This window comes from Mesonia phycicola, assembly GCF_900141885.1.
In the GTDB taxonomy this organism is placed as follows: Bacteria; Bacteroidota; Bacteroidia; order Flavobacteriales; family Flavobacteriaceae; genus Mesonia; species Mesonia phycicola.
In genome coordinates this window covers 286793-310497 of record NZ_FQYY01000003.1, presented here as the reverse complement: position 1 = coordinate 310497, position 23705 = coordinate 286793, and the positions used below count along the sequence as shown (strand labels likewise).

Sequence of the window (23705 nt, the reverse complement as noted above, 5' to 3'; positions counted from 1 at the left end):
TATGTTTGATAAGGAATATGATGTTATTGTAGTAGGTGGTGGTCACGCAGGGAGTGAGGCAGCTGCCTCTGCAGCCAATATGGGCTGTAGTACTTTGTTGGTGACTATGAATTTACAAAACATTGCTCAGATGTCTTGTAATCCTGCTATGGGTGGTATAGCAAAAGGACAAATTGTTAGAGAAATTGACGCTTTAGGTGGTTATAGCGGTATAGTTAGTGATACTAGTGCTATTCAATTTAAAATGCTTAATAAATCTAAAGGACCAGCTATGTGGAGTCCACGTGTGCAAAGTGACCGTATGCGTTTTGCAGAAGATTGGAGATTGATGTTAGAGAACACCAAAAACTTAGATTTTTACCAAGAAATGGTTTCTGGTATTATTACCAAAAATCATAAAATAGTAGGTGTAAAAACATCTTTAGGAATAGAGATTAAAGCTAAATCTGTAGTCTTAACTAACGGTACTTTTTTAAATGGATTAATACATATTGGTGAAAAAAACTTTGGTGGTGGTAGAGCAGGAGAGAGGGCTGCAACTGGAATTACAGCAGATTTAATAAATTTAGGTTTTGAATCTGGAAGAATGAAAACTGGTACGCCGCCAAGAGTAGATGGTAGATCGTTAGATTTTTCTAAAATGATAGAGCAACCAGGAGATGAGAAACCTGCTAAATTTTCTTATTTAGATATAACCAAACCACTTACTAAACAACGCTCATGCCAAATGACATATACTTCACCAGAAGTGCACAATTTGTTAAGAGAAGGTTTTGATAGATCTCCAATGTTTAATGGTAGAATAGAAAGTGTGGGGCCAAGATATTGCCCAAGTATTGAAGATAAAATAAATCGTTTTGCAGATAAAGATCGTCATCAATTATTTGTAGAACCAGAAGGTTGGAATACGGTAGAATATTATGTAAATGGTTTTTCTACATCTTTGCCAGAAGAAGTACAATACAAAGCATTAAAATCTGTAGCAGGTTTTGAGAATGTAAAGTTTTTTAGACCAGGTTATGCTATAGAGTATGATTATTTTCCGCCTACACAATTAAAACATACTTTAGAAACTAAGTTGGTTGATGGTTTATATTTTGCCGGACAAATTAATGGTACTACTGGTTATGAAGAAGCTGCTTCTCAAGGATTGATGGCTGGTATAAATGCAGCTTTAAAAGTACAAGAGAAAGAAGAATTTATTTTAAGTAGAGATGAAGCTTACATAGGTGTTTTAGTAGATGATTTAATTACTAAAGGAACAGAAGAACCTTACCGAATGTTTACCTCAAGAGCTGAGTATAGAACTCTATTAAGACAAGATAATGCAGATTTTAGATTAACTCAAAAATCTTTTGATATAGGTTTAGCTTCAGAAAAGCGTTTACATAGAATGAATGAGAAACTTAATGCTTCAGAAAAATTTGTAAACTTTTTTAAAGAAACTAGCGTTTCTCCAGAAGAAGCAAATGAAGTTTTAGCTGCGAAAAATTCTGCCCCAGTTAAGCAAAGCGGAAAGATGTTTAAGTTATTTGCACGTCCACAAATCACCATGGATGATGTAAGAAATTTTAAAGCAGTAGAAAGTTATATTTCTGAAAATAATTTAGATGAAGAAGTTTTAGAACAAACAGAAATTCAAGTAAAGTATTCTGGTTATATTACTAAAGAGAGAAACAATGCAGATAAACTTCATCGTCTAGAAAATTTAAAAATCCCTGCTAATTTTGATTATTCTAAGCTTAAATCTATGTCTTTAGAAGCAAGAGAAAAATTAAATAAAATTCAACCTACAACCGTATCTCAAGCATCTAGAGTAAGTGGTGTTAGTCCTAGTGATATTTCTGTACTACTAGTTTATATGGGAAGATAAATTAAATGTTCCACGTGGAACATTGCAATAAATTATAAAAAACCGAATGCTTTAGGTATAAAAAAAATAGTCAGTTTGTATTGTAAATATGAAATTACTATTCTTCTTAGCTATTGCATTCAGTTTTTTTATATATCTACGTGTCGTGCAGAATGTGTTCAAGATGATAATATATTAATACCTAATAATATTTATGTAGATGTATAATCCTGTTCTATTAAGTATTCACGATATCAGATATATTTTGAAAATTCTTTTAAAAAAAATCTAATTATCAGATAACTTTATTTTTTCAGAAAGAGAAGATGAATGTGTTTATTTATTATCACAAAGATTATGATAGCTCTCTTGGTATTTTAAAAATAATAGAATAATTAAATAATCTAAAGAGTATTTCGATAATCCAAAAAAACAGAAACGAAAGAAAGTTAAATCAATTAATAATTTAAAATTCAATTATTGTGTTTACTTTCAAATGATGGTTAGTTAAGGAGAAAATGCTTTTAAATTACATCTGGTAATTTAAAATTTAAATAGATTTAAAAACCAATTAGAAAATATATACTAATGCAAAATCAGCAGTTGTTTTTAACCTGTAAAGATTTTACTGTTTCTAAAGAAGAATTTCAATTAGTTTGGAATAAAGAAAAGGATATTTTAATTACTACTCCTCAACCTTCCCCTTTAGAATTACCAAAATATTACCAAACGGAAGATTATATTTCTCATACAGATGCTTCTAAAAGTATCTCAGATAAATTATATCAAACTGTAAAAAGTGTAATGCTTAAAAAGAAAGTGAAATTAATAAATGCACTTTCTAAAAAATCTACTAAGCGTTTATTAGATATTGGTGCGGGAACGGGAGATTTTCTTCTTTCAGCAAAAAAAGAGAACTGGGAGGTAGAAGGTATTGAACCTAATGATAAAGCAAAACAGCTTGCCAAAGCAAAAGGAATAAGTTTACATTTAACTACAGAAGAATTAAAAAATAAAAATTTTGAAGTAATTACTATGTGGCATGTTTTAGAGCATGTACCAGATGTAAAAAAACAATTACAAGAATTACATTCACTTTTAAGTAATGATGGTCACGTGGTAATTGCAGTACCTAACTTTAAAAGTTTTGATGCTAATTATTATCAAGAATTTTGGGCAGCTTATGATGTGCCAAAACATCTTTGGCATTTTTCTCAAAAAGGAATTAAAAGATTATTTAAAGAAAATCAATTTAAATTGGTAAAAACAAAACCATTGTATTTTGACTCTTTTTACGTAAGTCTTTTATCAGAAAAAAATAAAACAGGAAAATCTAATTTAATAAAAGCATTTTTCTTAGGATTAAAGAGCAACCTTAAAGCAAGATCATCTACAGAGTATTCTTCTCTAATTTATATCTTTAAAAAAGAGTAATTATCTTTTTACAGACGATTTAAAGCGCTTTTAAATATAAATTAATGTAGTGTATATGTTTTTAGAGAAAACCTCTTAAAACGCATTAAAAAACCTCTTTTTTAATTGCTTATTTTTATTGAAATATTTATTTTAATAGAAATAATTGATATTTAATAATTCATTGATTTTTTAAAATTTACTCTTTACTTTAGCGCTTCAAAATAAACTCAAACTATGAAAAAAATTGCAGTTGTAATTTTAGGAGCAATTACTTTAGCTTCTTGTAATCAAGAACAAGAAAAAACCGCTTATGTAGATAATACGGTTTTAATTCAAGATTTTAAGGAGATGAAAGAAACAGAAGCATATTTTAATGAACGTTCAGAAAAACTTCAAAAAAGTTTAGATTCTGTAGCTCTTGCTTTTCAAAAAGAAGTACAAGACTATCAGTCTCAATCTGCAAGTATGTCTAGTAGCCAACGCCAAGAGCAAGAGCAGATGTTAATGCAAAAGCAACAAGTATTATCTAGACAACAACAAGTACAAAGTGGTCAACTAAGAGAAGAGAGTGATAAAATTATTGATTCTTTAATTACTAAAGTGAAAGACTTTGTGGCAGATTACGGTAAAGAAAAAGGTTACACGTATATTTTTGGTTCTAATGAGTCTGCTAACATTATGTATGCAAAAGAAGGTAAAGATATTACAACAGAAGTATTAAGTGCTTTAAACAGTAAATATGGCGGTTCTGAGGCAACTTTAGAAGAAGCATCAACAGAAAAGTAAATAAAACTTACTTATTAAGTTAAAAAAAGCCCTCAATAGAGGGCTTTTTTATGCTTTTTTATGCTTTTTTATGCTTTTTTATGCTTTTTTATGCTTTTTTATGCTTTTTTATGCTTTTTTATGCTTTTTTATGAAGTAATCTAGTGAGTTTAATAGACAAATCTGTAAGAACTATTTTTGCATTTACATTACGTTCTATGTGGTAAATAGCTTTTTCTAACTCTTCTGTAATTTCAATAATATTATTACCGTGAACAAAAGGCGCAAATTTTTCTAATTGAAAACCTTTGGTAGCAGGTTCAAAATATACTAGTTTTCCTTGTGTGTAGTTTTGCATCAAAGCCTGTCTAAAAAAGTTTTGGCAGTATAATAAAAATCTTTTTTGAGACTCTCTTCCAACACCAGCAATTTCTTCACTCCAACTAATTAATTCTCTAATAGAAGCTTTATTTCCTTTAGCTTTAAATGCAGTTCTAACCCAAGCAATAAACCATTCTTCATAAATATCATCTGCATTATCTTCGTCTAAAAATTGTAAAGCGGTATTATAATTTCCTTGTGCACGGTGAGCTAATTTTAGAGCTTCTGCTTGCGTACAACCTTTTTTATTTTCTAAAGCATCTGCAATTACTTTTTCTCCTAACGGAGGAAAATGCAATACCTGGCAACGAGACCTTATGGTTTGTAAAATATCTTCTTCATTTTCTGCAATTAAAATAAGAAGCGTTTTGTTTGGCGGTTCTTCTATTAACTTAAGCAGTTTATTAGCACACTCAGTATTCATTTTATCTGCTCCCCAAATAATAGAAACTTTAAACCCGCCCTCATAAGATTTTAAAGAAAGCTTTTTTAAAGTATCTGCTGCTTCTTGTACTCTAATTTCACCTTGCTGATTTTTAACGCCTAAATGTTGGTACCATTCATATAAACTTCCGTATAAATTATTAGAAATAAACGAACGCCATTCTTCAATAAAATCTGTAGATTTTGGTTTAGTACCCACTTTTCCCGTTATAACAGGATAAGCAAAATGTAAATCTGGATGGGTAAAATTGGTAAATTTTGTATTACACGATGCATTTTCACCAGTATTCTCCCCATTTTGATTTTTACACAAAACATATTGAGCATAAGCAATAGCCATAGGTAAAGTACCATAACCTGTTTCACCTATAAAAAGTTGAGCGTGTGGTATTCTACCTCTATCTGCTGTGCCAGTTAGGTGTTTTTTAATGTGCTCTAAGCCTAAAATATTAGAAAATAACATAGCAGCGAAAATAGTTATTTTTCATTTATTTGCGTTGAATTTACCCTACAAAGCAATAAATAATTAAATTTGAAAAAAACATACTTATGAAAACCATTGAAGACTATAATTTTAAAGATAAAAAAGCATTAATTCGAGTAGATTTTAATGTCCCTTTAAATGATAAAAATGAAGTAACAGATACCACCAGAATTGAAGCTGCAAAAGCTAGTATTGAAAAAGTATTAGAAGATGGAGGCGCTGTAGTTTTAATGTCTCACTTAGGAAGACCTAGCGGTGTAGAAGAAAAGTATTCTCTAAAACACATTGTAAGTAAAGTTTCAGAAATAATTGGTGTTCAGGTAAAATTTGCAGAAGACTGTGTTGGAGAAGAAGCTTTTAAAATGTCTGAAGAGCTTGGTAATGGTGAAATATTATTACTAGAAAATCTTCGTTTTTATGCAGAAGAGAAAAAAGGAGATAAAGACTTTGCAGAAAAACTTGCTAAACACGGTGATATTTATATTAATGATGCCTTTGGTACAGCCCACAGAGCACATGCATCTACCACTGTAGTAGCTCAATTTTTTGAAGATAAGTGCTTTGGTTATCTATTAGCTAAAGAGATTAAAAGCTTAGATAAAGTTTTACATTCTACAGAAAAGCCTGTAACAGCAATTTTAGGTGGAGCAAAAGTTTCTTCTAAAATTACAGTAATTGAAAATATCTTACCTAAAGTAGATAACTTGATTATTGGTGGGGGTATGGCTTATACTTTTATAAAAGCCCAAGGAGGTAAAATAGGTGATTCTCTTTGTGAAGATGATAAAATGGAGTTAGCATTATCAATTTTGAAGAAAGCGAAAGAGCAAAACACAAACATTTTATTACCTGTAGATTGTGTAATTGCAGACGATTTTTCTGAAGATGCAAATAAAAAAACAGCAGATATTTTTGAAATTCCTGACGGATGGATGGGATTAGATGCTGGGCCAAAATCTTTAGAAAATTTAGAGAAAGTACTTTTAGACTCTAAAATTATACTTTGGAACGGTCCTCTTGGTGTTTTTGAAATGAAATCTTTTGCTAACGGAACTATACAAGTAGGTAATTTTGTTGCAGAAGCTACTAAAAAAGGAGCCTTTTCTTTAGTAGGTGGTGGTGATAGTGTAGCTGCTGTAAAGCAATTTGGTTTTGAAAATAAAGTAAGCTATGTATCTACTGGGGGTGGAGCAATGCTAGAATTACTAGAAGGTAAATCTTTACCAGGAATAGCTGCTATAGAGAACGCTTAGGCATAATTCTTGTTTCAGTTTATTATACATCTGTACTATTTCTCTAATTTTTGAGTTATAGTACAGATGTTTTTATACCCAAAAATTTAAATAGGAAAAAACTTATATGAATATTAGTAAAACAATGCTGGGATTAGCATTTGTAAGTAGCATAGCATTTGCTCAAACCCCAAAAAAACCAGCAGATTCAATTACCAAAACAAATACTTCAATAAATAAACAATCTACTGAAGGTTTTAATAAGTACATAGAACCTCAATTTACAGCTTTTTCTCCCACTTCTACCTTTTTAAAAGACTCTGTCTTATTTGGTCTAAAAGACTATCATCAGCCAGCATTAATAGACTCTGTTTGGACAAAAACTCTATTAAATTCAGAGCTATATGCAGAAATGCAAGAAATGGTGAATACTTCGCCTTATTTAGATACCATAAACAAAGCTGTTTCTACAGATACTCTTAAAGCACGTCTTGCAAGGTTAGATGCAAAAACACCTTTTAATGTTACTTATAATGAGTCTTTAGAAAGTGTAATTCAATATTATTTGAAAAGAAATAAAAAAGGAATGGAAAGCTTAATGTCTTTAAGCCATTATTATTTTCCAATGTTTGAAGAGAAGCTAGATAAATACAATATTCCTTTAGAAATAAAATACCTTGCCATTGTAGAGTCTGCATTAAACCCAAGAGCAAAATCTAGAGTGGGAGCAACAGGTTTATGGCAATTTATGTTTGCTACAGGTAAAATGATGAGCTTAGACGTAAGTAGTTATGTAGATGAGCGTATGGATCCTGTTATGGCTACAGAGGCTGCTTGTCAATACCTTTCTAGTTTATATGATATTTTTGGCGACTGGGATCTAGCATTGGCTTCCTATAACTCAGGTCCAGGAAATGTTTCTAAAGCAATTAGACGTAGCGGAGGTAAAAAGAACTATTGGGAATTAAGAGATTATTTACCTAGAGAAACTGCAGGTTATGTGCCAGCGTTTTTAGCAACCATGTATTTATTTGAATACGCAGATGAACACGGTTACCAACCATACGAGCCTAGAGTAACTTATTTTGAGACAGATACAATTAAAGTAAAAAACTTAATAAAATTTGATCAAATAACTAGAGTTACTAATATTGATACAGAGTTGTTAGAGTTTTTAAACCCAAGTTATAAACTCAATATAATTCCGTATATTGAAGATAAAGATTACTACATAAGATTACCATTGGTAGAAACAGGAGTTTTTGTAGCGAATGAAAATTTAATTTACAATTACGCAGAAGAAGCTAATTTAGCTACCGCAGAAGAAGACCCACTACCTAAATATTATGAAGCTAATGATAGAATTAGATACCGTGTAAAATCTGGAGATTATTTAGGTAAAATAGCAGAAAAATATGGAGTTAGAGTTAGTAAAATTAAAGGGTGGAATAATTTAAGAAGCAATAATCTTAGAATAGGGCAATATTTAACTATTTACCCAAGAAAACCGGTAGCAAGTGCACCTGTAAGCAGTAAAAAAGTAAAAGTCTCTAAGTCTAGTATCTCGGAAAAATATTATACCGTTAAAAAAGGAGACTCTTTATGGAGTATCTCTAAAAAATTTCCAGGTATTACTGTACAAAATATTCAAAATTGGAACGATATTAGTAGTCATAAGCTAAAACCAGGAATGAAATTAAAAGTTTCTAACGGTTAATAACTAATCTAAAGTTAAACTAATGAAAAAAATCGTGTTTTTACTATTTGCAATCGCCTTATTGGTTGCTTGTAAAGAATCTAATAAAAAGAATACTAAAATACTTGCAGAGTCTTCTGGTAGATTAAATAGCCTATCTATAATTGTAGATAATGAACTCTGGGAAGGTTCTGTTGGAGAAAATATTAGAGAAAAACTAGCATCTCCTGTAGACGGTTTACCACAACAAGAACCATTATTTTCATTAGACCAAATGCCGCTTAAATCATTTTCTGGTTTTGCAGCTAGAAATAGAACCTTTTTACATATTAAAAAAAGCGCTACTCCAACTTTTGAAATTGTAAAAGATACTTTAGCAAGACCACAAACAGGTATTTATGTTGCAGGATCATCTTCTAATGAAATTAACGGAATAATAAATGAAAATATTTCTAAAATCATTCAGAGTTTTAAAAATACAGAGCTAAAAGAACAACAAAAAAGAATATCTAAATCTTTAAAAAGTGATGATAAGCTAAAAGAAAAATTAGGAGTTAGTTTAAAGTTTCCTACAGCATATAGATATGCTAAAAACGAAGATGATTTTTTCTGGATAAGAAAAGAAATAAGACACGGTAGTATGGAAATTTTAATTTATGAAGTGCCATTAAGCGTAATAGATAAAGATACCAATGTAATTGGCAATATTATTAAAATGCGTGATTCTATTGGTGAGCAACACGTACCAGGGCCTAACGAGGGTAGTTTTCTTATCACAGAAGAAGCTTACGCACCATATTTGTTTGAGTCTAAAATAGATGGAAAATTTGCTTACGAAACTAAAGGTACTTGGGAGGTTAAAGGAGCGTTTATGGCCGGGCCATTTATAAACTACGCGGTAAGAGACGAAAAAAATGATAGATACGTAATATTAGAAGGTTTTGTATTTAAACCATCTAATTCTAAAAGAGACAATGTTTTTGAGTTAGAATCTATATTAAAATCTGCAAAAATTAATTAATAAAAAAGCCCGATGAAATTTTCATCGGGCTTTTTTATTTCAAATGGTTTTCAACAAATAAATTTTTATTTTTTATTGTCTTCAACTTTTTTGTCAGTAGTTGCTTCATCTTCCTTTGAAGCATCTTTAAATTCTTTTATTCCGCTTCCTAATCCCTTCATTAATTCAGGAATCTTTTTTCCGCCAAATATTAATAACACAACCACCACAATAAGAATAATTTGAGGTGTTCCCATCATTAAAAAAATACCTAATGACATAATTTCTTGTTTTTAGTGTGGTACAAACATAATAATTAATATTTAATGTTTACGTTAACAATCTAATAAATAAGTCTACAATAATAGATTATTCTATATTTGTAAAGTAATAAGCTGGTATGGCAACAAAAAAAAAGAAAGACAAGAAATTAGCAAAAAAATTGCTACACAAATACCGTTTAGTAGTTTTAAATGAAGACACTTTTGAAGAAAAGTTCACCTTTAAGCTAACTATGTTAAACGTATTTGTAACTACAGGTATCTCTGCATTAATTTTAATAATTTTCACCACGTTGTTAATAGCATTTACTCCGTTAAGAGAGTATATACCTGGTTACTCTTCAGCAAAATTAAAAAATGAAGCAACCCAATTATTGCTAAAAACAGATTCTTTACAGCAAGTAATACACCAAAAAAATCAATATTTTAATTCTATTAGAAAAGTTCTTAATGGCGAGGTACTTGTAGAAAATTTAGAAGATGATTCTATAGAAATAAACAAAGAAACTATATCAGCTATAAGTTTAAGTCCCTCTAAAGAAGACTCTTTATTACGTCAACAAGTAGAGCAAGAAGATAAATATAATATTGTAGATGGAGCTATAGACAAAACAGACTTCAAATTATTTACCCCAGTAAAAGGGCAAATTTCTGAAGATTATAACCCTAAAGAAAATCATTTTGCAGTAGATATTGTTACAGAAAAAAACACACCTGTTAAAGCAGCAGCAGCAGGAACTGTAATTTTTTCTGAATGGACAGCAGAAACTGGTAATGTAATTATAATAGAACACCGCTACGGGTTAATTTCTGTATACAAACACAATTCTAGTTTAACAAAAGGGCAAGGAGAACTAGTAAAAAAAGGAGAAGTAATAGGTATGGTAGGCTCAACAGGTGAGCTTACTACAGGGCCTCATTTACATTTTGAACTTTGGAGCAACGGTAGACCCGTAAACCCTACAGATTTTTTAGAATTTGAATAGTATGAGTATAAAATCATTAGCAGCTAAAGTTTTTGCAAAATATATAAAGCATCAAATAAATAGTTGGGCTCAAAAACCTATTGAAGCACAAGAAAAAGTATTTCAACAGTTAATAAAATCTGCTCAAAATACAGAGTTTGGAAAAGATCATTCTTTTCAGAACATAAAAAATTATAAAGATTTTTCTGTAAACGTACCCGTAAGAGATTATGAAGATTTAAAACCTTACGTAACTAAAGTAGTAGAGGGAAAAGAAGATATTCTTTGGCCAGGAAAGCCACTCTATTTTGCTAAAACTTCTGGTACTACTAGTGGAGCAAAGTATATTCCGTTAACTAAAGAGTCTATGCCAACGCATATTAATGGAGCTAGAAATGCTATCTTAAATTACATAGCAGAGACAGGCAAAGCTGATTTTGTAAATGGTAAAATGATATTTTTACAAGGAAGCCCAGAATTACATTCTAAAAACGGTATACAATTAGGGCGTTTATCTGGTATTGTAGCGCATTTTGTACCTTCTTACCTCCAAAAAAATAGATTGCCAAGTTGGGAAACCAATTGCATAGAAGATTGGGAAGAAAAAGTAGAAGCAATTGTAGAAGAAACTTTACCAGAAAATATGACGGTAATAAGTGGTATTCCTTCTTGGGTGCAAATGTATTTTGAAAAAATTTACAACAAAACTGGTAAAAAGATAGGAGAAGTTTTTCCTGAATTTAACCTATTTATTTACGGAGGTGTAAATTTTGAGCCATACAGAGCAAAATTTGAAAACTTAATAGGAAGAAAAATTTCTAGTATAGAATTGTTTCCTGCATCTGAAGGGTTTTTTGCTTTTCAAGACAAACAAGATGAAAAAGGAATGCTATTGCGCTTAAACGCAGGTATTTTTTATGAGTTTATTAAAGCAGATGATTTTTTTAATAAAGATGCAAAGCGTTTAACTATTGGAGAAGTAGAAGTAGGAGTAAATTATGTAATGATTATTTCTACCAATGCAGGTTTATGGGGATATAATTTAGGAGACACAGTAATTTTTACTCATGCAAAACCGTACAGAGTTATTGTTTCTGGTAGAATAAAGCATTACACCTCTGCATTTGGAGAACACGTTATCGCTAAAGAGGTAGAAGCAGCTATAGGTGAGGCTACACAAAAATTTAAAGTGCAAATAGCAGAATTTACGGTGGCACCGCAAATTAATCCAGAAAACGGTTTGCCTTACCACGAGTGGTTTGTAGAGTTTGAAAAAGAACCAGAATCGATAAGAGATTTTGCAGAATTTGTAGATCAAAAACTTCAGCAACAAAACAGTTATTATTTTGACTTGATTGAAGGGAAAATTTTAAGACCTTTGGTGATTACATCTGTGCTTCAAGGTAGTTTTCAAAAATATATGAAATCTATAGGTAAATTAGGTGGGCAAAATAAAATACCTCGTTTAGCTAACGATCGTAAAATAGCAGAGGTATTAGAGAAATTTCAGCAATAAAATTTATTATATATTTATCACTCTATGAGTAATTTAAAAAATATAAGAAGAACTAGAGCTCAAGAAAGCTCTAATGCTATTGAAAGAATGTACATTACCATGAGACATCTTTTTAATAGAGGCTTTTACAAACCTATGGGAATTTCTGGAGAAACACTTCGGGAAGCCCTGCTTATATTAAGACCAGAAATTTATGGTTCTGTAGCAGAAGAAAAGCTAGAGTTAGATGGTTTATTGTACGTAATAGATAGATTACCAATAGGCATAGAAGAATGTAGATTTATTAATCTTACTAGTGATGAGGGTTATGGCAATTCTCATTTTAAACCTATTGTACCGCCTAAAAGAAGAAGAAACTGCTATCGTATAGACGAAGAGCAGATGAATATTGAAATTACTAGAGGGCGATCAGAAATTTATGATATTTTAACTCACCTAACTTTTTTATTTATTGAATCTCATAAAATTATGAGAAGAGTGCTTATAGATGAAGAAGGAAGCGTAAATCGCGATTGGCAAAAGTTAGAGGCAGCAGTAAAACAAAAAGATTTAACTAATGCAGAAAGAGAAGTTGTATTAACTCATACTGCTAATATACTTGGTAGAACTTTTAAAGAAGTTGCCCAAGTACACCCTCTATTTAGCACTGCAGATAATAAAGAACGTTTTTTCAATATAATTTACAACTTAGGGAGATTAGCTATTGATGAAACAATAAGCAATAATAAACGAATTGTAACTTTTACTCCAGTACTTAGAGAAAGACTAGGGCATCATATTCACGGAGAAGTTTGGGCAGATAAAATAAAGCAAATACTTTCTGAAAACGGACTGTTACAAAGGCCAATACACATTATTAGTGCAAATATGCATAGCGTAATGAATACACTTTACGCACCTTTAGCCTTACCAACAGAACTAAAAAAGAAACCAATTAATGCTATTTACGAAGATTTAAGTAATAGTGCTAACGGAAAATTAAGACAAAAAGTAAACAAGTCTGCCTCAGAGAACGGAATGATTTATATTGAAGATAAAAGCGGTGCAAATATCAATGTACAACTTTTTGATACTTCAAAAATTAATAACCCAGAAGAACGTTTTAATACCAATAAAGATGAAGCCAATGCGCCAGTTATTTTGGTGATGGATTATGCTTTTGGAGAACAAGCTTACGAAACCATAGACGAGCTTTTAAAACCCTTTCAGTTAGGAGAAAAGCAAATACACTTAGATGTAGAGTCTATCTCTATTATGGGAAAAGCAGGTATTTTAGAAGGAAAAAAAGGAGATATCATGATTCCGTCTGCACATTTATTTGAAGGAACAGCAGATAACTACCCATTTAAAAATAACCTAAAGAAAAAAGATTTAGAAGGTAATGGTATAGATGTTTATGAAGGAGCTATGATTACTGTTTTAGGTACTTCTCTTCAAAATAAAGATATTTTATCTTTCTTTCACGACTCTACTTGGAATGTTATAGGCCTAGAAATGGAAGGCGCACATTACCAAAAAGCAATACAAGCAGCCTCCCAATTAAGAGGTAATATAAAGCCAAAAGTAAAGGTAAGATATGCTTATTACGCAAGTGATAATCCACTAGAAACAGGAAGCACTTTAGCTTCTGGTGGTTTAGGTACAACCGGAGTAAAACCTACTTATTTAATAACAGAGAAAATTCTAGAACAAATATTTAACGATTAATGAATCAAGATTTGAAAAGTAACGAGCAAGAAGTAAATCTGGGAGATTTATTTAGATTATTAAAGCAAATTTTTAAAAGTATAGGTTCGGTTTTTATAAACTTTGTAAGCTTTGTTTTAAAGCACGCTATTGTTTTAATTATTCTTGTGATAATAGGTACAATAGCAGGTTATTTTCTGCAAAATATTTCTGATAAACTTGTAAAAACAGAAATGATTGTTGCTGCAGACTTTAATAGTGCAGAATATTTATATAAATCTATAGACGAGTTACAGTATAAAATCAAAAAAGAAGACGAAGAAATATTAAAAGCATTAAAAATTAATGATACCCTAACAAATCTTTCTTTTGAAATTACCCCTTTAATCAATATTAACGAGTTGACCAATGAGCAAGAAAAATATTACGAAGCTCTAAATGAATCAAACTTTTTAGGTGATGAAGAAAAAGAAGGGATGATAAAAAGATTTTCTAATTTTTATAGAATAAAATTAATACATCCTGAAAAATTAGATTCAAGATTAGTGTTAAACCAAGTATTAGAGATTATTAGAGATAATGATTACTATAAAAAAGTTTATACGTTAAATTCAAAAAAGATAGATTTTTTAATAAATTCTAATGAGTTTTTAATATCTCAAATAGATTCATTAGTAAAAAATTATTCAAAAGAAAACAAAAATCAACCTTTACCTACCTCTTCTGTTAATTACTCTAATACCACATTAGATTTAGGGATAATGATAGGTAATAGAAGTAATCTTTTAGAAGAATTAGACAAATTATATGCAAATAAAGTTGCTAGTGAAGAGTTATTTACTTTGGTAGATTTAGGTTACCCAGCAGAAATCGAAGATAAAAGTTTAACTTCTTATAAGTTAATCTTAACACCATTGTTATTAGTGTTGGCGTACTTTGCATTTATTATATTTTCAAAAGTTATTATTAAAGCAAGAAAACTAAATAAATAATGAAAAAAATATTAGTAACCGGTGGTGCTGGTTTTATAGGTAGTAATTATGTAAATTATCAAATTAATAAAGGAGATAATCACATTGTCAATTTAGATAAACTTACTTACGCTGGTAATTTAGATAATATAGAAAACCCAAACGCAGATAATTACACCTTTGTAGAAGGAGATATATGTGACTTAAAATTTGTACAATCTTTATTTAACGAGTATAAATTTGATGAGGTTATTCACTTTGCAGCAGAGTCTCACGTAGATAATTCTATTTTAGATCCTTCTGCTTTTATAGACACAAACATTACTGGTACATTTAATTTATTGCAAACTGCATATAAATTGTGGATGGATGGTCCTTTTGAAATAAAAGAAGAGTTTGCCAATGCTAAGTTTTTACACGTCTCTACAGATGAGGTGTATGGTACTTTAGGAGAAGAAGGTCTTTTTACAGAAGAAACCCCTTATGCTCCAAATAGCCCATATAGTGCTTCTAAAGCATCTTCAGATATGTTAGTAAGAAGTTATTTTCATACTTATGGTATGCAAGTAGTAACTACCAATTGTTCTAATAACTATGGTCCGCATCAACATGATGAAAAATTAATTCCTACAATTATTAGAAAAGCAATAAGTGAAGAAAATATCCCTATTTACGGAGCAGGAACCAATATTCGTGATTGGTTATATGTATTAGATCACTGTAAAGGGATAGAGTTAGCAGTAGCTAAAGGTAAATTAGGAGAAACTTACAATATAGGTGGCCGTAACGAACGTAAGAATCTTTATATAGCAGAAAAAATATGTGCTATTTTAGATGAGTTAAAACCAAGAGAGGCTAATAAGAGTTATAGTGAATTAATCTCTTTTGTAAAAGATCGTCCTGGTCATGATTTTAGATACGCTATAGATGCATCTAAAATTGAAGATAATTTAGGTTGGAAAGCTGAAGAAACTTTTGAAACCGGAATTAAAAAAACAATCAATTGGTATTTACAGAAGTACAGCAATTAAAAAATACCACCAACAAACCAAAAAACAATCCATATGAAAGGAATAATTCTCGCAGGAGGCTCAGGTACAAGACTTCACCCGTTAACTATTGCAGTGAGTAAACAACTTATGCCAGTGTATGATAAACCTATGATTTATTATCCGCTTTCTACATTAATGTCAGCAGGTATCAAAGATGTTCTTATTATTTCTACCCCAAAAGATTTACCTCTTTTTGAACAGCTTTTAGGAGACGGTAAAAACTTAGGCTGTAATTTCGAGTATGCTGTACAAGAAGAACCTAATGGTCTTGCAGAAGCTTTTATTATAGGAGAAGAATTTATAGGAGATGATAAAGTTGCTTTAATACTGGGAGATAATATTTTTTATGGCGCAGGGATGGATGAGTTGCTGCAAAGCAATAACAACCCAGATGGTGGCGTAATTTACGCATACCACGTTCATGATCCAGAACGTTACGGTGTGGTAGAATTTAATGAAGAAGGAAAAGCAATTTCTATTGAAGAAAAACCCAAGAATCCTAAATCTCGTTATGCAGTTCCTGGTATTTATTTTTATGATAATGATGTAGTAAACATTGCTAAAAATATAAAACCAAGCGATAGAGGAGAGTTAGAAATTACAGATGTAAATAATGCCTACCTACAAAAAGGGAAACTTAGCGTTAGTATTTTAGATAAAGGTACAGCCTGGTTAGATACAGGTACTTTTAAATCTCTTATGCAAGCATCTAATTTTGTAGAAGCTATTGAAGAGAGACAAGGATTAAAAGTTGGTTCTATTGAAGAAGTAGCCTATAAAATGGGATATATAACCAAAGAAGAAATGAAAAATCAAGTACAATCACTGTTAAAAAGTGGTTACGCTAAAAACTTACAATACTAATTTATGCAAGTAGAGAAAACACCTTTAAAAGATTGTTTAGTTATTAAACCTCGAGTTTTTGAAGATGACCGTGGATGCTTTTTTGAAAGCTTTAATGAACAAACATTTAAAAAAGAAACCGGTTTAAACGTAAACTTTATACAAGACAACCAATCTGTTTCTAAAAAAGGAACGCTTAGAGGGCTTCATTTGCAAAAAGGAGAGCACGCACAAGCAAAACTAGTACGTGTGGTTAAAGGTGAGGTAATGGATGTTGTGGTAGATCTAAGAGAAGGCTCTGAGACTTACGGTAAAACCTACAGCATTATATTAAATGAGAAAAATAATCATCAATTATTTGTGCCAAGAGGGTTTGCGCATGGTTTTATAACACTTTCAGAAGAAGCTATTTTTGCTTACAAGTGTGATAATTATTACAACAAAGCTTCAGAGGCGGGTATAATTTATAATGATAAGACACTGAATATAGATTGGCATTTGCCAGAAGAACAATTAACTATTTCAGCAAAAGATAAAGAATTACCAACCTTAGCAGAATTTAAAAACGCATGAAAATTTTAATAACCGGTGCTAATGGTCAATTAGGGCAATGTATTAAAAAGCAATCTACCGCATTTTCAAGTTTAGAAATGCATTATTTTTCGTCTGTACAATTAGATATTACTAAAGCAGAAGATGTAAATAAAGTATTTGCTCAAGGTAATTACGACTGGTGTATTAACTGTGCAGCTTATACCAACGTAGAGAAGGCAGAATCAGATAAAGAAAAAGCTTTTTCAGTAAATGCAGAAGCAGCTAAGCATTTAGCTCAAGCTTGCTCAAAAAATAAGGTGAAGCTTATTCATATTAGTACAGATTATGTATTTAACGGGAAAAAAGATTCTACTTACACAGAAGAAGATGAGGTAAACCCAATAAATGTTTACGGCGCTTCCAAATTAAAGGGAGAACAGTACATTCAGCAAGAATTAAAAGAGTTTTTTATTTTAAGAACCTCTTGGTTGTACTCAGAGTTTGGTCATAATTTTTTCAATACAATGTTGAGAAAATCTACAGAAAAAGACTGTGTCTTAAAAATTACTACAGAGCAAAAAGGTACCCCTACAAATGCAAATGATTTGGCTTTGGCAGTATTACAAATTATAACAAACAATAATTCAGCATACGGTATTTATCACTACAGTAATGAGGGAAAAGCTACTTGGTATGATTTTGCAAAAGCTATATTTAATAATGCAGATAAATTAAATCAAGTAGATTTAATAGCCTCTAACGAGTATAAAACTATTGCAGAGAGACCAGTAAATAGTGTGTTAGCCAAAGAAAAAATTAAGAATAAATTAGGACTCAAAATTGCGGAGTGGGACAAGAGTTTATCAGATTTGCAAAAAAGCCTCTAAATGAAGAAAAATCTTATTGTTTTTGGCACCAGGCCTGAGGCTATTAAAATGGCACCTTTAGTTAAAGCTTTTGAGCAAAATACAGCACACTTTGAAACTAAAGTTTGCATCACTGCTCAACATAGAGAAATGCTAGATCAGGTATTAGATTTTTTTGAAATTAAGCCTGATTATGATTTAGATTTGATGAAACCTAATCAAAATCTATATTCATTAACCGCTGGTATTATTGAAAATATGAAACCAGTGCTAGAAGATTTTAAACCAGATTATGTGTACGTGCACGGAGATACCACCACCACTATGGCTGCAGCTTTAGCAGCATTTTATAGCGGAGCTGAGGTATGCCACGTAGAAGCAGGTTTAAGAACATTTAATAAAAGAGCACCTTTCCCAGAAGAAATAAATAGATCTATTGCAGGTAGACTAGCAGATTATCATTTTCCGCCTACAGATCGTTCTAAAGAAAACCTGCTTAACGAAGCAATTTTAGAAGAAAGTATAGAAATTACTGGAAATACAGTGATTGATGCTTTATTGTTTAGTGTAAATAAACTTCAGCAGCAAAACTATTCTGATGCAGAAATAGAAAGCGTACAGAAAGTAGTAGATACTTCAAAGAAAATTATATTGGTTACTGGTCATCGTAGAGAAAATCACGGCGAAGGTTTTGTTAATATATGTCAGGCTTTAAAAACAATTGCAGAAAATAATAAAGACTGTCAATTAATTTACCCTGTTCATTTAAATCCAAATGTACAAAAACCGGTTTACGATTTACTTTCAGAAGTAGATAATATAAAACTAATAGCTCCGTTAAATTATCCAGCATTTGTATGGCTAATGGAGAAGTCTTATTTAATTATTACAGATAGTGGTGGGGTGCAAGAAGAAGCACCAAGTTTAGGAAAACCAGTATTAGTCATGAGAGAGATTACAGAGCGCCCAGAAGCGGTAAAAGCAGGAACTGTAATTTTAGTAGGCACAAACAAAGAAAAGATTGTTACAGAAACTCAAAAATTATTAGATAATACAACTTACTATCAGCAACTTAGTAAGCTTCATAACCCTTATGGAGATGGTGAAGCAAGTAAAAGAATAATTTCATTTATGAAGTCTAAGGCTTAGTCGTATAAAATCTTATTTTTGCAAGTTCTTTTATAATTTATAAAAATTTATGACACCAAAAGTAACCACAATAGGTTTAGGGTATATAGGCTTACCTACTTCCGCATTAATTGCGAGTAATAAAGTAGCGGTTTTTGGGGTAGATATTAATCCAGAAGTGGTAAATACTATTAACCAAGGGAAAATCCATATTGTAGAGCCAGAGCTTGATACTATTGTTGCTAAAGCAGTAAAAGATGGTTATTTTAAAGCAGGTGTAAAAATGAAAGCTGCAGATATTTATTTAGTAGTAGTGCCAACCCCATTTAAGGGTAATCACGAACCAGATATCTCTTATGTAGAAGCAGCTACAAAAGAAATTATACCGCATTTAAAAGAAGGAGATTTATATATTATAGAATCTACTTCACCTGTAGGTACTACAGAAAAAATGCGTGATTATATTTATGCAGAAAGACCAGAGCTAGTTAACAAAATACATATAGCATATTGCCCAGAGCGAGTATTACCTGGTAATGTAATGTATGAGTTAGTACATAACGATAGGGTAATTGGTGGTGTAGATGATGCTTCTACTCAAAAAGCAATTGCTTTTTATAAAGATTTTGTAAAAGGGGAGTTACACGCTACCAATGCAAGAACAGCAGAGATGTGTAAGCTTACAGAAAACTCTTCTAGAGATGTGCAAATAGCATTTGCTAATGAGTTATCACTCATATGTGATAAAGCAGGCATTAATGTTTGGGAGCTAATTACTTTAGCAAATAAACATCCAAGAGTAAATATATTACAACCAGGTTGTGGTGTTGGCGGGCATTGTATTGCAGTAGACCCGTATTTTATAGTTTCAGATTTCCCTATGGAATCTCAAATAATAGGTAAAGCTAGAGAGATTAATAACTATAAATCTTTTTGGTGTGCAGAGCAAGTAGTTAAGGCAAAACAAGAGTTTGAAATTAAGAATAAAAGAAAACCATCTATCGCTATTATGGGCTTGGCTTTTAAACCAAATATAGATGATTTAAGAGAGTCTCCAGCAAAATATATAGCACAAAGAGTATTGCAAAATGCACAAGATGAAGATTATTACATTGTAGAACCAAATATAAAAAGCCATCAGGTTTTTAAAATAACAGGTTATAAAGAAGCAGTAGAAAAAGCAGATATTATTGTGTTTCTTGTAGCTCATAATGAATTTAAAGAATTAGATATTTCAGAAGAAAAAGTAATATTAGATTTCTGCGGAATTAAAAAATAATTCTTTTAATAGATTGATGGAGAAGAAGAATAAAAAAGTAAAGATTGCCCAAAAAAGGCACATAGCAAAGGCCATAACTTGGCGTACATTAGGTACACTAGACACTATTTTTTTAGGTTCTGTAATAGATAGTTCAGAAACAGGAATGATGTTGGGTACTTGTGAGCTGCTAACAAAACCAATTTTATATTATTTTCATGAGAGAATATGGGCAAAAGCAGATTTAAATAAAACCAAAGAGTTATTAAACAGTAGAAAACGTCACATTGCTAAAACCATAACTTGGCGTTTAATAGGTACATTAGATACAACCCTTTTAGGTTGGGCAATTTCTGGAGATCCTTATACGGGATTAAAAATAGGTGTAACAGAAGTTATTACAAAAATGGTTTTATATTACCTGCATGAGAGATTATGGTACAAAACCAATTTTGGAATTTCTTATCAAGAAGACGTAGAAAAAAGATAATTAGTTATAAAATGAATAAAAATGTTATTCAACAAGATTATAATGTAACTGTTCATGATAGAAGAGTACAAAATAATCATAACAGTTTATTAATTTGGTTTACAGGTTTATCTGGTTCAGGAAAATCTACCTTAGCCAATCAATTAGAGGTACACTTGCATAAAGAGAACCTTAAAACTTATGTGCTAGACGGAGATAATATTAGAAGAGGTTTAAATACCGATTTAGACTTTACACCAGAAGGAAGAAAAGAAAACCTTAGAAGAATAGCAGAAACTGCAAAGTTGTTTATCGATGCAGGAGTTGTTACCTTAGCCGCCTTTATTTCTCCTCTTGAAAAAGACAGAAATAAAATTAAAGAAATTGTAGGAAAAGACAACTTTATAGAAGTTTATGTAGAAGCTAGCGTTAGCGCTTGTGAAGAGCGAGATGTAAAGGGACTTTACCAAAAAGCCAGAAATGGTGAAATAAAAAATTTTACAGGCATTAGCGCCCCTTACGAGGCTCCCACTAATCCAGATGTGTTAGTAAATTCAGAAAAAGAAAGTATAGCAGAGTGCATCCAAATTATAATGGATAAAATAAAAACAAAATTACAACTACCAAGTCATGAGTAAATATTATTTAAATTATTTAGACGAATTAGAATCTGAGGCAATTTTTATACTGCGTGAGGTTTATGCTCAATTTCAAAATCCTGTAATTTTATTTTCAGGAGGTAAAGACTCCATTTTAGTAACTCACTTAGCTAAAAAAGCATTTTATCCAAGTAAAATACCATTTGCTTTAATGCACGTAGATACAGGGCACAATTTCCCTGAAACAATAAAATTTAGAGATGATTTAGTAGAAGAACTAGGCGCTAGACTTATTGTTGGTTCAGTACAAGAGTCTATAGATCAAGGTAGAGTAGCAGAAGAAAAAGGTAAAAATGCAACCAGAAACGCATTACAAATTACCACTTTGTTAGATGCTATAGAAAGTAATAAAATAGACTGTGCTATTGGTGGTGGTCGTCGTGACGAAGAAAAAGCAAGAGCTAAAGAGCGTTTTTTCTCTCATAGAGATGATTTTGGACAATGGGACCCTAAAAACCAAAGACCAGAACTTTGGAACTTACTAAACGGTAAATATTTTGAAGGAGAACATTTTAGAGCATTCCCAATAAGTAACTGGACAGAAATGGATGTTTGGAATTACATTCAAAGAGAAAACATTCAAATACCTTCACTTTACTTAGCTCACGAGAGAGAAGTAGTAAGAAGAAGTGGTTCTTGGATACCAAACTCAGAGTTTTTAAAATTAGAAGAAAACGAAGAAGTAGTAACTAAGAAAATTAGATTTAGAACTTTAGGAGATATCACCATTACAGGTGGTATAGAAAGTGATGCAGATACAGTTGCAAAAGTAGCTGTAGAAGTATCATCTATGCGTCAAACAGAAAGAGGTAACCGTTCAGATGATAAAAGATCTGAAACCGCAATGGAAGACAGAAAAAGAGAAGGTTATTTCTAGAATTTACCTCCTCTAAAGTTTAAAATTTTCAACTACTAAAAAAACTAACGATTTATAAAGATGCAAATAGATAACAACCAACTACTAAGATTTACAACAGCAGGTAGTGTAGATGACGGAAAAAGTACTCTAATAGGAAGACTTTTATATGATTCTAAATCAATCTTTGAAGATCAAATTGAAGCTGTAGAAACTTCAAGCAAGAAAAAAGGACACGAAGGTGTAGACTTAGCCATGTTTACAGATGGTTTAAAAGATGAACGTGAGCAAGGTATTACTATAGATGTTGCTTACCGTTACTTTACTACCCCAAAGCGTAAATTTATTATCGCAGATACTCCAGGGCATATTCAATACACCAGAAATATGGTTACGGGAGCTTCAACAGCAAACGCAGCAATTATTTTAATAGATGCACGTCACGGTGTTATAGAGCAAACAAAACGACACACTTTTATAGCATCTTTACTACAAATACCACACATTATTGTTTGTATTAACAAAATGGATTTGGTAGATTTTTCAGAAGAAAACTACAACAATATCGTTAGTCAGTTTGAAGAGTTTTCTTCTAAATTATTAATAAAAGACGTTAGATATATACCTATTAGTGCATTGCTAGGTGATAATGTAGTAAACCGTTCAGAAAATATGGACTGGTACAAAGGTTCTCCATTATTACATGAATTAGAGACATTACACATTAGTAGTGATCTTAATAAAATAGATGCACGCTTCCCTGTACAAACCGTATTAAGACCGCAAAGAGAAGGTTTTATAGATTTTAGAGGATATGCAGGAAGAGTAGCAAGTGGTATATTTAGACCTAATGATGAGGTTACAATTTTACCATCAGGCTTTACTTCAAAAGTAAAAGGAATTCATACCTTAGATGGAGATCTAGAAGAAGCATTTGCACCAATGTCTGTAGCTATTACCCTACAAGATGATATTGATGTTAGTAGAGGTGATATGATTGTAAAAACAAACAATCAGCCAGAAGCTAAACAAGATGTAGAAGCAATGCTATGTTGGTTAAATACAGACGAAGCAAAACCAAGAGCAAAATATACTATTATGCATACTTCTAATGAGCAAAAAGCCATTATAAAAGAAGTAGTATATAAAATAGATATTAATACTTACGATAGAAATAAAGAAGACAAATCGTTAAAAATGAATGATATTGGTAGAGTTAAATTAAGAACTACCAAACCATTAATGACAGATGATTACCGTGAAAATAGAATTACAGGAAGTATTATTTTAATTGACGAAAGTACTAATGAAACGGTTGCAGCCGGAATGATTATTTAAGAAGTAAAAACTT

General features: G+C 31.2%; 22 protein-coding genes. 20 read left to right on the top strand and 2 right to left on the bottom strand.

Annotated features, from left to right (window positions below; all coding sequences use genetic code 11):
• The first annotated feature begins 1 nt into the window (after position 1).
• The 3 genes from mnmG (at position 2) to BUC03_RS06005 (ending at position 4054) form a co-directional block, all read left to right on the top strand.
• The gene (gene mnmG / locus BUC03_RS06015) at positions 2 to 1873 is read left to right on the top strand and encodes a tRNA uridine-5-carboxymethylaminomethyl(34) synthesis enzyme MnmG (protein ID WP_073149281.1); all 1872 of its coding nucleotides are present in this window, start codon (positions 2 to 4) and stop codon (positions 1871 to 1873) included.
• Between the two features lie 567 nt (positions 1874 to 2440).
• Complete coding sequence (locus BUC03_RS06010; RefSeq protein ID WP_143159142.1) at positions 2441 to 3286, top strand: class I SAM-dependent methyltransferase; 846 nt, start codon at positions 2441 to 2443, stop codon at positions 3284 to 3286.
• Between the two features lie 216 nt (positions 3287 to 3502).
• Positions 3503 to 4054 (top strand): OmpH/Skp family outer membrane protein, encoded by a 552-nt coding sequence (locus BUC03_RS06005; RefSeq protein WP_073149277.1) that lies wholly within the window; start codon positions 3503 to 3505, stop codon positions 4052 to 4054.
• A gap of 118 nt (positions 4055 to 4172) precedes the next feature.
• Here the strand turns inward: BUC03_RS06005 and BUC03_RS06000 are convergent, their stop codons facing one another.
• Positions 4173 to 5321: a DNA polymerase III subunit gene (locus BUC03_RS06000; protein WP_073149275.1), complete on the bottom strand. Its 1149-nt coding sequence runs from the start codon at positions 5319 to 5321 to the stop codon at positions 4173 to 4175.
• Positions 5322 to 5407: 86 nt separating this feature from the next.
• Here BUC03_RS06000 and BUC03_RS05995 point away from each other — a divergent pair, with 86 nt between their 5' ends.
• The 3 genes from BUC03_RS05995 (at position 5408) to BUC03_RS05985 (ending at position 9291) form a co-directional block, all read left to right on the top strand.
• Positions 5408 to 6595, top strand: coding sequence for a phosphoglycerate kinase (locus BUC03_RS05995; RefSeq protein WP_073149273.1), 1188 nt, complete (start codon positions 5408 to 5410; stop codon positions 6593 to 6595).
• Positions 6596 to 6701: 106 nt separating this feature from the next.
• A complete protein-coding gene (locus BUC03_RS05990) occupies positions 6702 to 8291 on the top strand; it encodes a lytic transglycosylase domain-containing protein (protein ID WP_073149271.1) in 1590 nt (529 codons plus the stop codon).
• A 22-nt stretch (positions 8292 to 8313) separates the two neighbouring features.
• Entirely contained in the window at positions 8314 to 9291 is a 978-nt protein-coding gene (locus BUC03_RS05985) for a DUF4837 family protein (protein ID WP_073149269.1), read from the top strand.
• Between the two features lie 65 nt (positions 9292 to 9356).
• On the opposite strand, the gene tatA is transcribed toward BUC03_RS05985, so the two are convergent.
• Positions 9357 to 9551 carry a twin-arginine translocase TatA/TatE family subunit gene (gene tatA, locus BUC03_RS05980; RefSeq protein WP_084112824.1) on the bottom strand — a complete coding sequence of 65 codons (195 nt, stop codon included), beginning with the start codon at positions 9549 to 9551 and terminating at the stop codon, positions 9357 to 9359.
• A 119-nt stretch (positions 9552 to 9670) separates the two neighbouring features.
• Between tatA and BUC03_RS05975 the strand changes: the two genes are divergently transcribed.
• The 14 genes from BUC03_RS05975 to BUC03_RS05910 are packed head-to-tail and all read left to right on the top strand — an operon-like array spanning position 9671 to position 23692.
• Positions 9671 to 10537, top strand: a complete 867-nt coding sequence (locus BUC03_RS05975) for a M23 family metallopeptidase (protein ID WP_073149265.1) — start codon at positions 9671 to 9673, stop codon at positions 10535 to 10537.
• A 1-nt stretch (position 10538) separates the two neighbouring features.
• Entirely contained in the window at positions 10539 to 12032 is a 1494-nt protein-coding gene (locus tag BUC03_RS05970; protein ID WP_073149263.1) for a GH3 auxin-responsive promoter family protein, read from the top strand.
• Positions 12033 to 12056: 24 nt separating this feature from the next.
• Positions 12057 to 13739, top strand: coding sequence for a DUF6909 family protein (locus BUC03_RS05965; RefSeq protein WP_073149261.1), 1683 nt, complete (start codon positions 12057 to 12059; stop codon positions 13737 to 13739).
• Positions 13739 to 14710, top strand: a complete 972-nt coding sequence (locus BUC03_RS05960) for a hypothetical protein (RefSeq protein ID WP_073149259.1) — start codon at positions 13739 to 13741, stop codon at positions 14708 to 14710. The genes BUC03_RS05965 and BUC03_RS05960 overlap by 1 nt, the downstream gene beginning before the upstream one ends.
• Positions 14710 to 15720, top strand: a complete 1011-nt coding sequence (rfbB, locus tag BUC03_RS05955; protein ID WP_073149257.1) for a dTDP-glucose 4,6-dehydratase — start codon at positions 14710 to 14712, stop codon at positions 15718 to 15720. The genes BUC03_RS05960 and rfbB overlap by 1 nt, the downstream gene beginning before the upstream one ends.
• Positions 15721 to 15753: 33 nt before the next feature.
• On the top strand, positions 15754 to 16605 hold the full coding sequence (rfbA, locus tag BUC03_RS05950) for a glucose-1-phosphate thymidylyltransferase RfbA (RefSeq protein ID WP_073149255.1): 852 nt from the start codon (positions 15754 to 15756) through the stop codon (positions 16603 to 16605).
• Positions 16606 to 16608: 3 nt separating this feature from the next.
• Positions 16609 to 17157 (top strand): dTDP-4-dehydrorhamnose 3,5-epimerase, encoded by a 549-nt coding sequence (gene rfbC / locus BUC03_RS05945; RefSeq protein ID WP_073149253.1) that lies wholly within the window; start codon positions 16609 to 16611, stop codon positions 17155 to 17157.
• On the top strand, positions 17154 to 18005 hold the full coding sequence (gene rfbD / locus BUC03_RS05940) for a dTDP-4-dehydrorhamnose reductase (RefSeq protein ID WP_073149251.1): 852 nt from the start codon (positions 17154 to 17156) through the stop codon (positions 18003 to 18005). The genes rfbC and rfbD overlap by 4 nt, the downstream gene beginning before the upstream one ends.
• Entirely contained in the window at positions 18006 to 19133 is a 1128-nt protein-coding gene (gene wecB / locus BUC03_RS05935) for a non-hydrolyzing UDP-N-acetylglucosamine 2-epimerase (RefSeq protein WP_073149249.1), read from the top strand.
• Between the two features lie 49 nt (positions 19134 to 19182).
• Positions 19183 to 20391: a UDP-N-acetyl-D-mannosamine dehydrogenase gene (gene wecC / locus BUC03_RS05930; RefSeq protein WP_073149247.1), complete on the top strand. Its 1209-nt coding sequence runs from the start codon at positions 19183 to 19185 to the stop codon at positions 20389 to 20391.
• A 16-nt stretch (positions 20392 to 20407) separates the two neighbouring features.
• On the top strand, positions 20408 to 20860 hold the full coding sequence (locus BUC03_RS05925) for a DUF2061 domain-containing protein (protein WP_073149245.1): 453 nt from the start codon (positions 20408 to 20410) through the stop codon (positions 20858 to 20860).
• An 11-nt stretch (positions 20861 to 20871) separates the two neighbouring features.
• Positions 20872 to 21477: an adenylyl-sulfate kinase gene (gene cysC, locus BUC03_RS05920; protein WP_073149429.1), complete on the top strand. Its 606-nt coding sequence runs from the start codon at positions 20872 to 20874 to the stop codon at positions 21475 to 21477.
• Entirely contained in the window at positions 21470 to 22375 is a 906-nt protein-coding gene (gene cysD, locus BUC03_RS05915) for a sulfate adenylyltransferase subunit CysD (protein WP_073149243.1), read from the top strand. The genes cysC and cysD overlap by 8 nt, the downstream gene beginning before the upstream one ends.
• A gap of 60 nt (positions 22376 to 22435) precedes the next feature.
• Positions 22436 to 23692, top strand: coding sequence for a sulfate adenylyltransferase subunit 1 (locus BUC03_RS05910; protein ID WP_073149241.1), 1257 nt, complete (start codon positions 22436 to 22438; stop codon positions 23690 to 23692).
• The last annotated feature ends 13 nt before the right edge of the window (positions 23693 to 23705 follow it).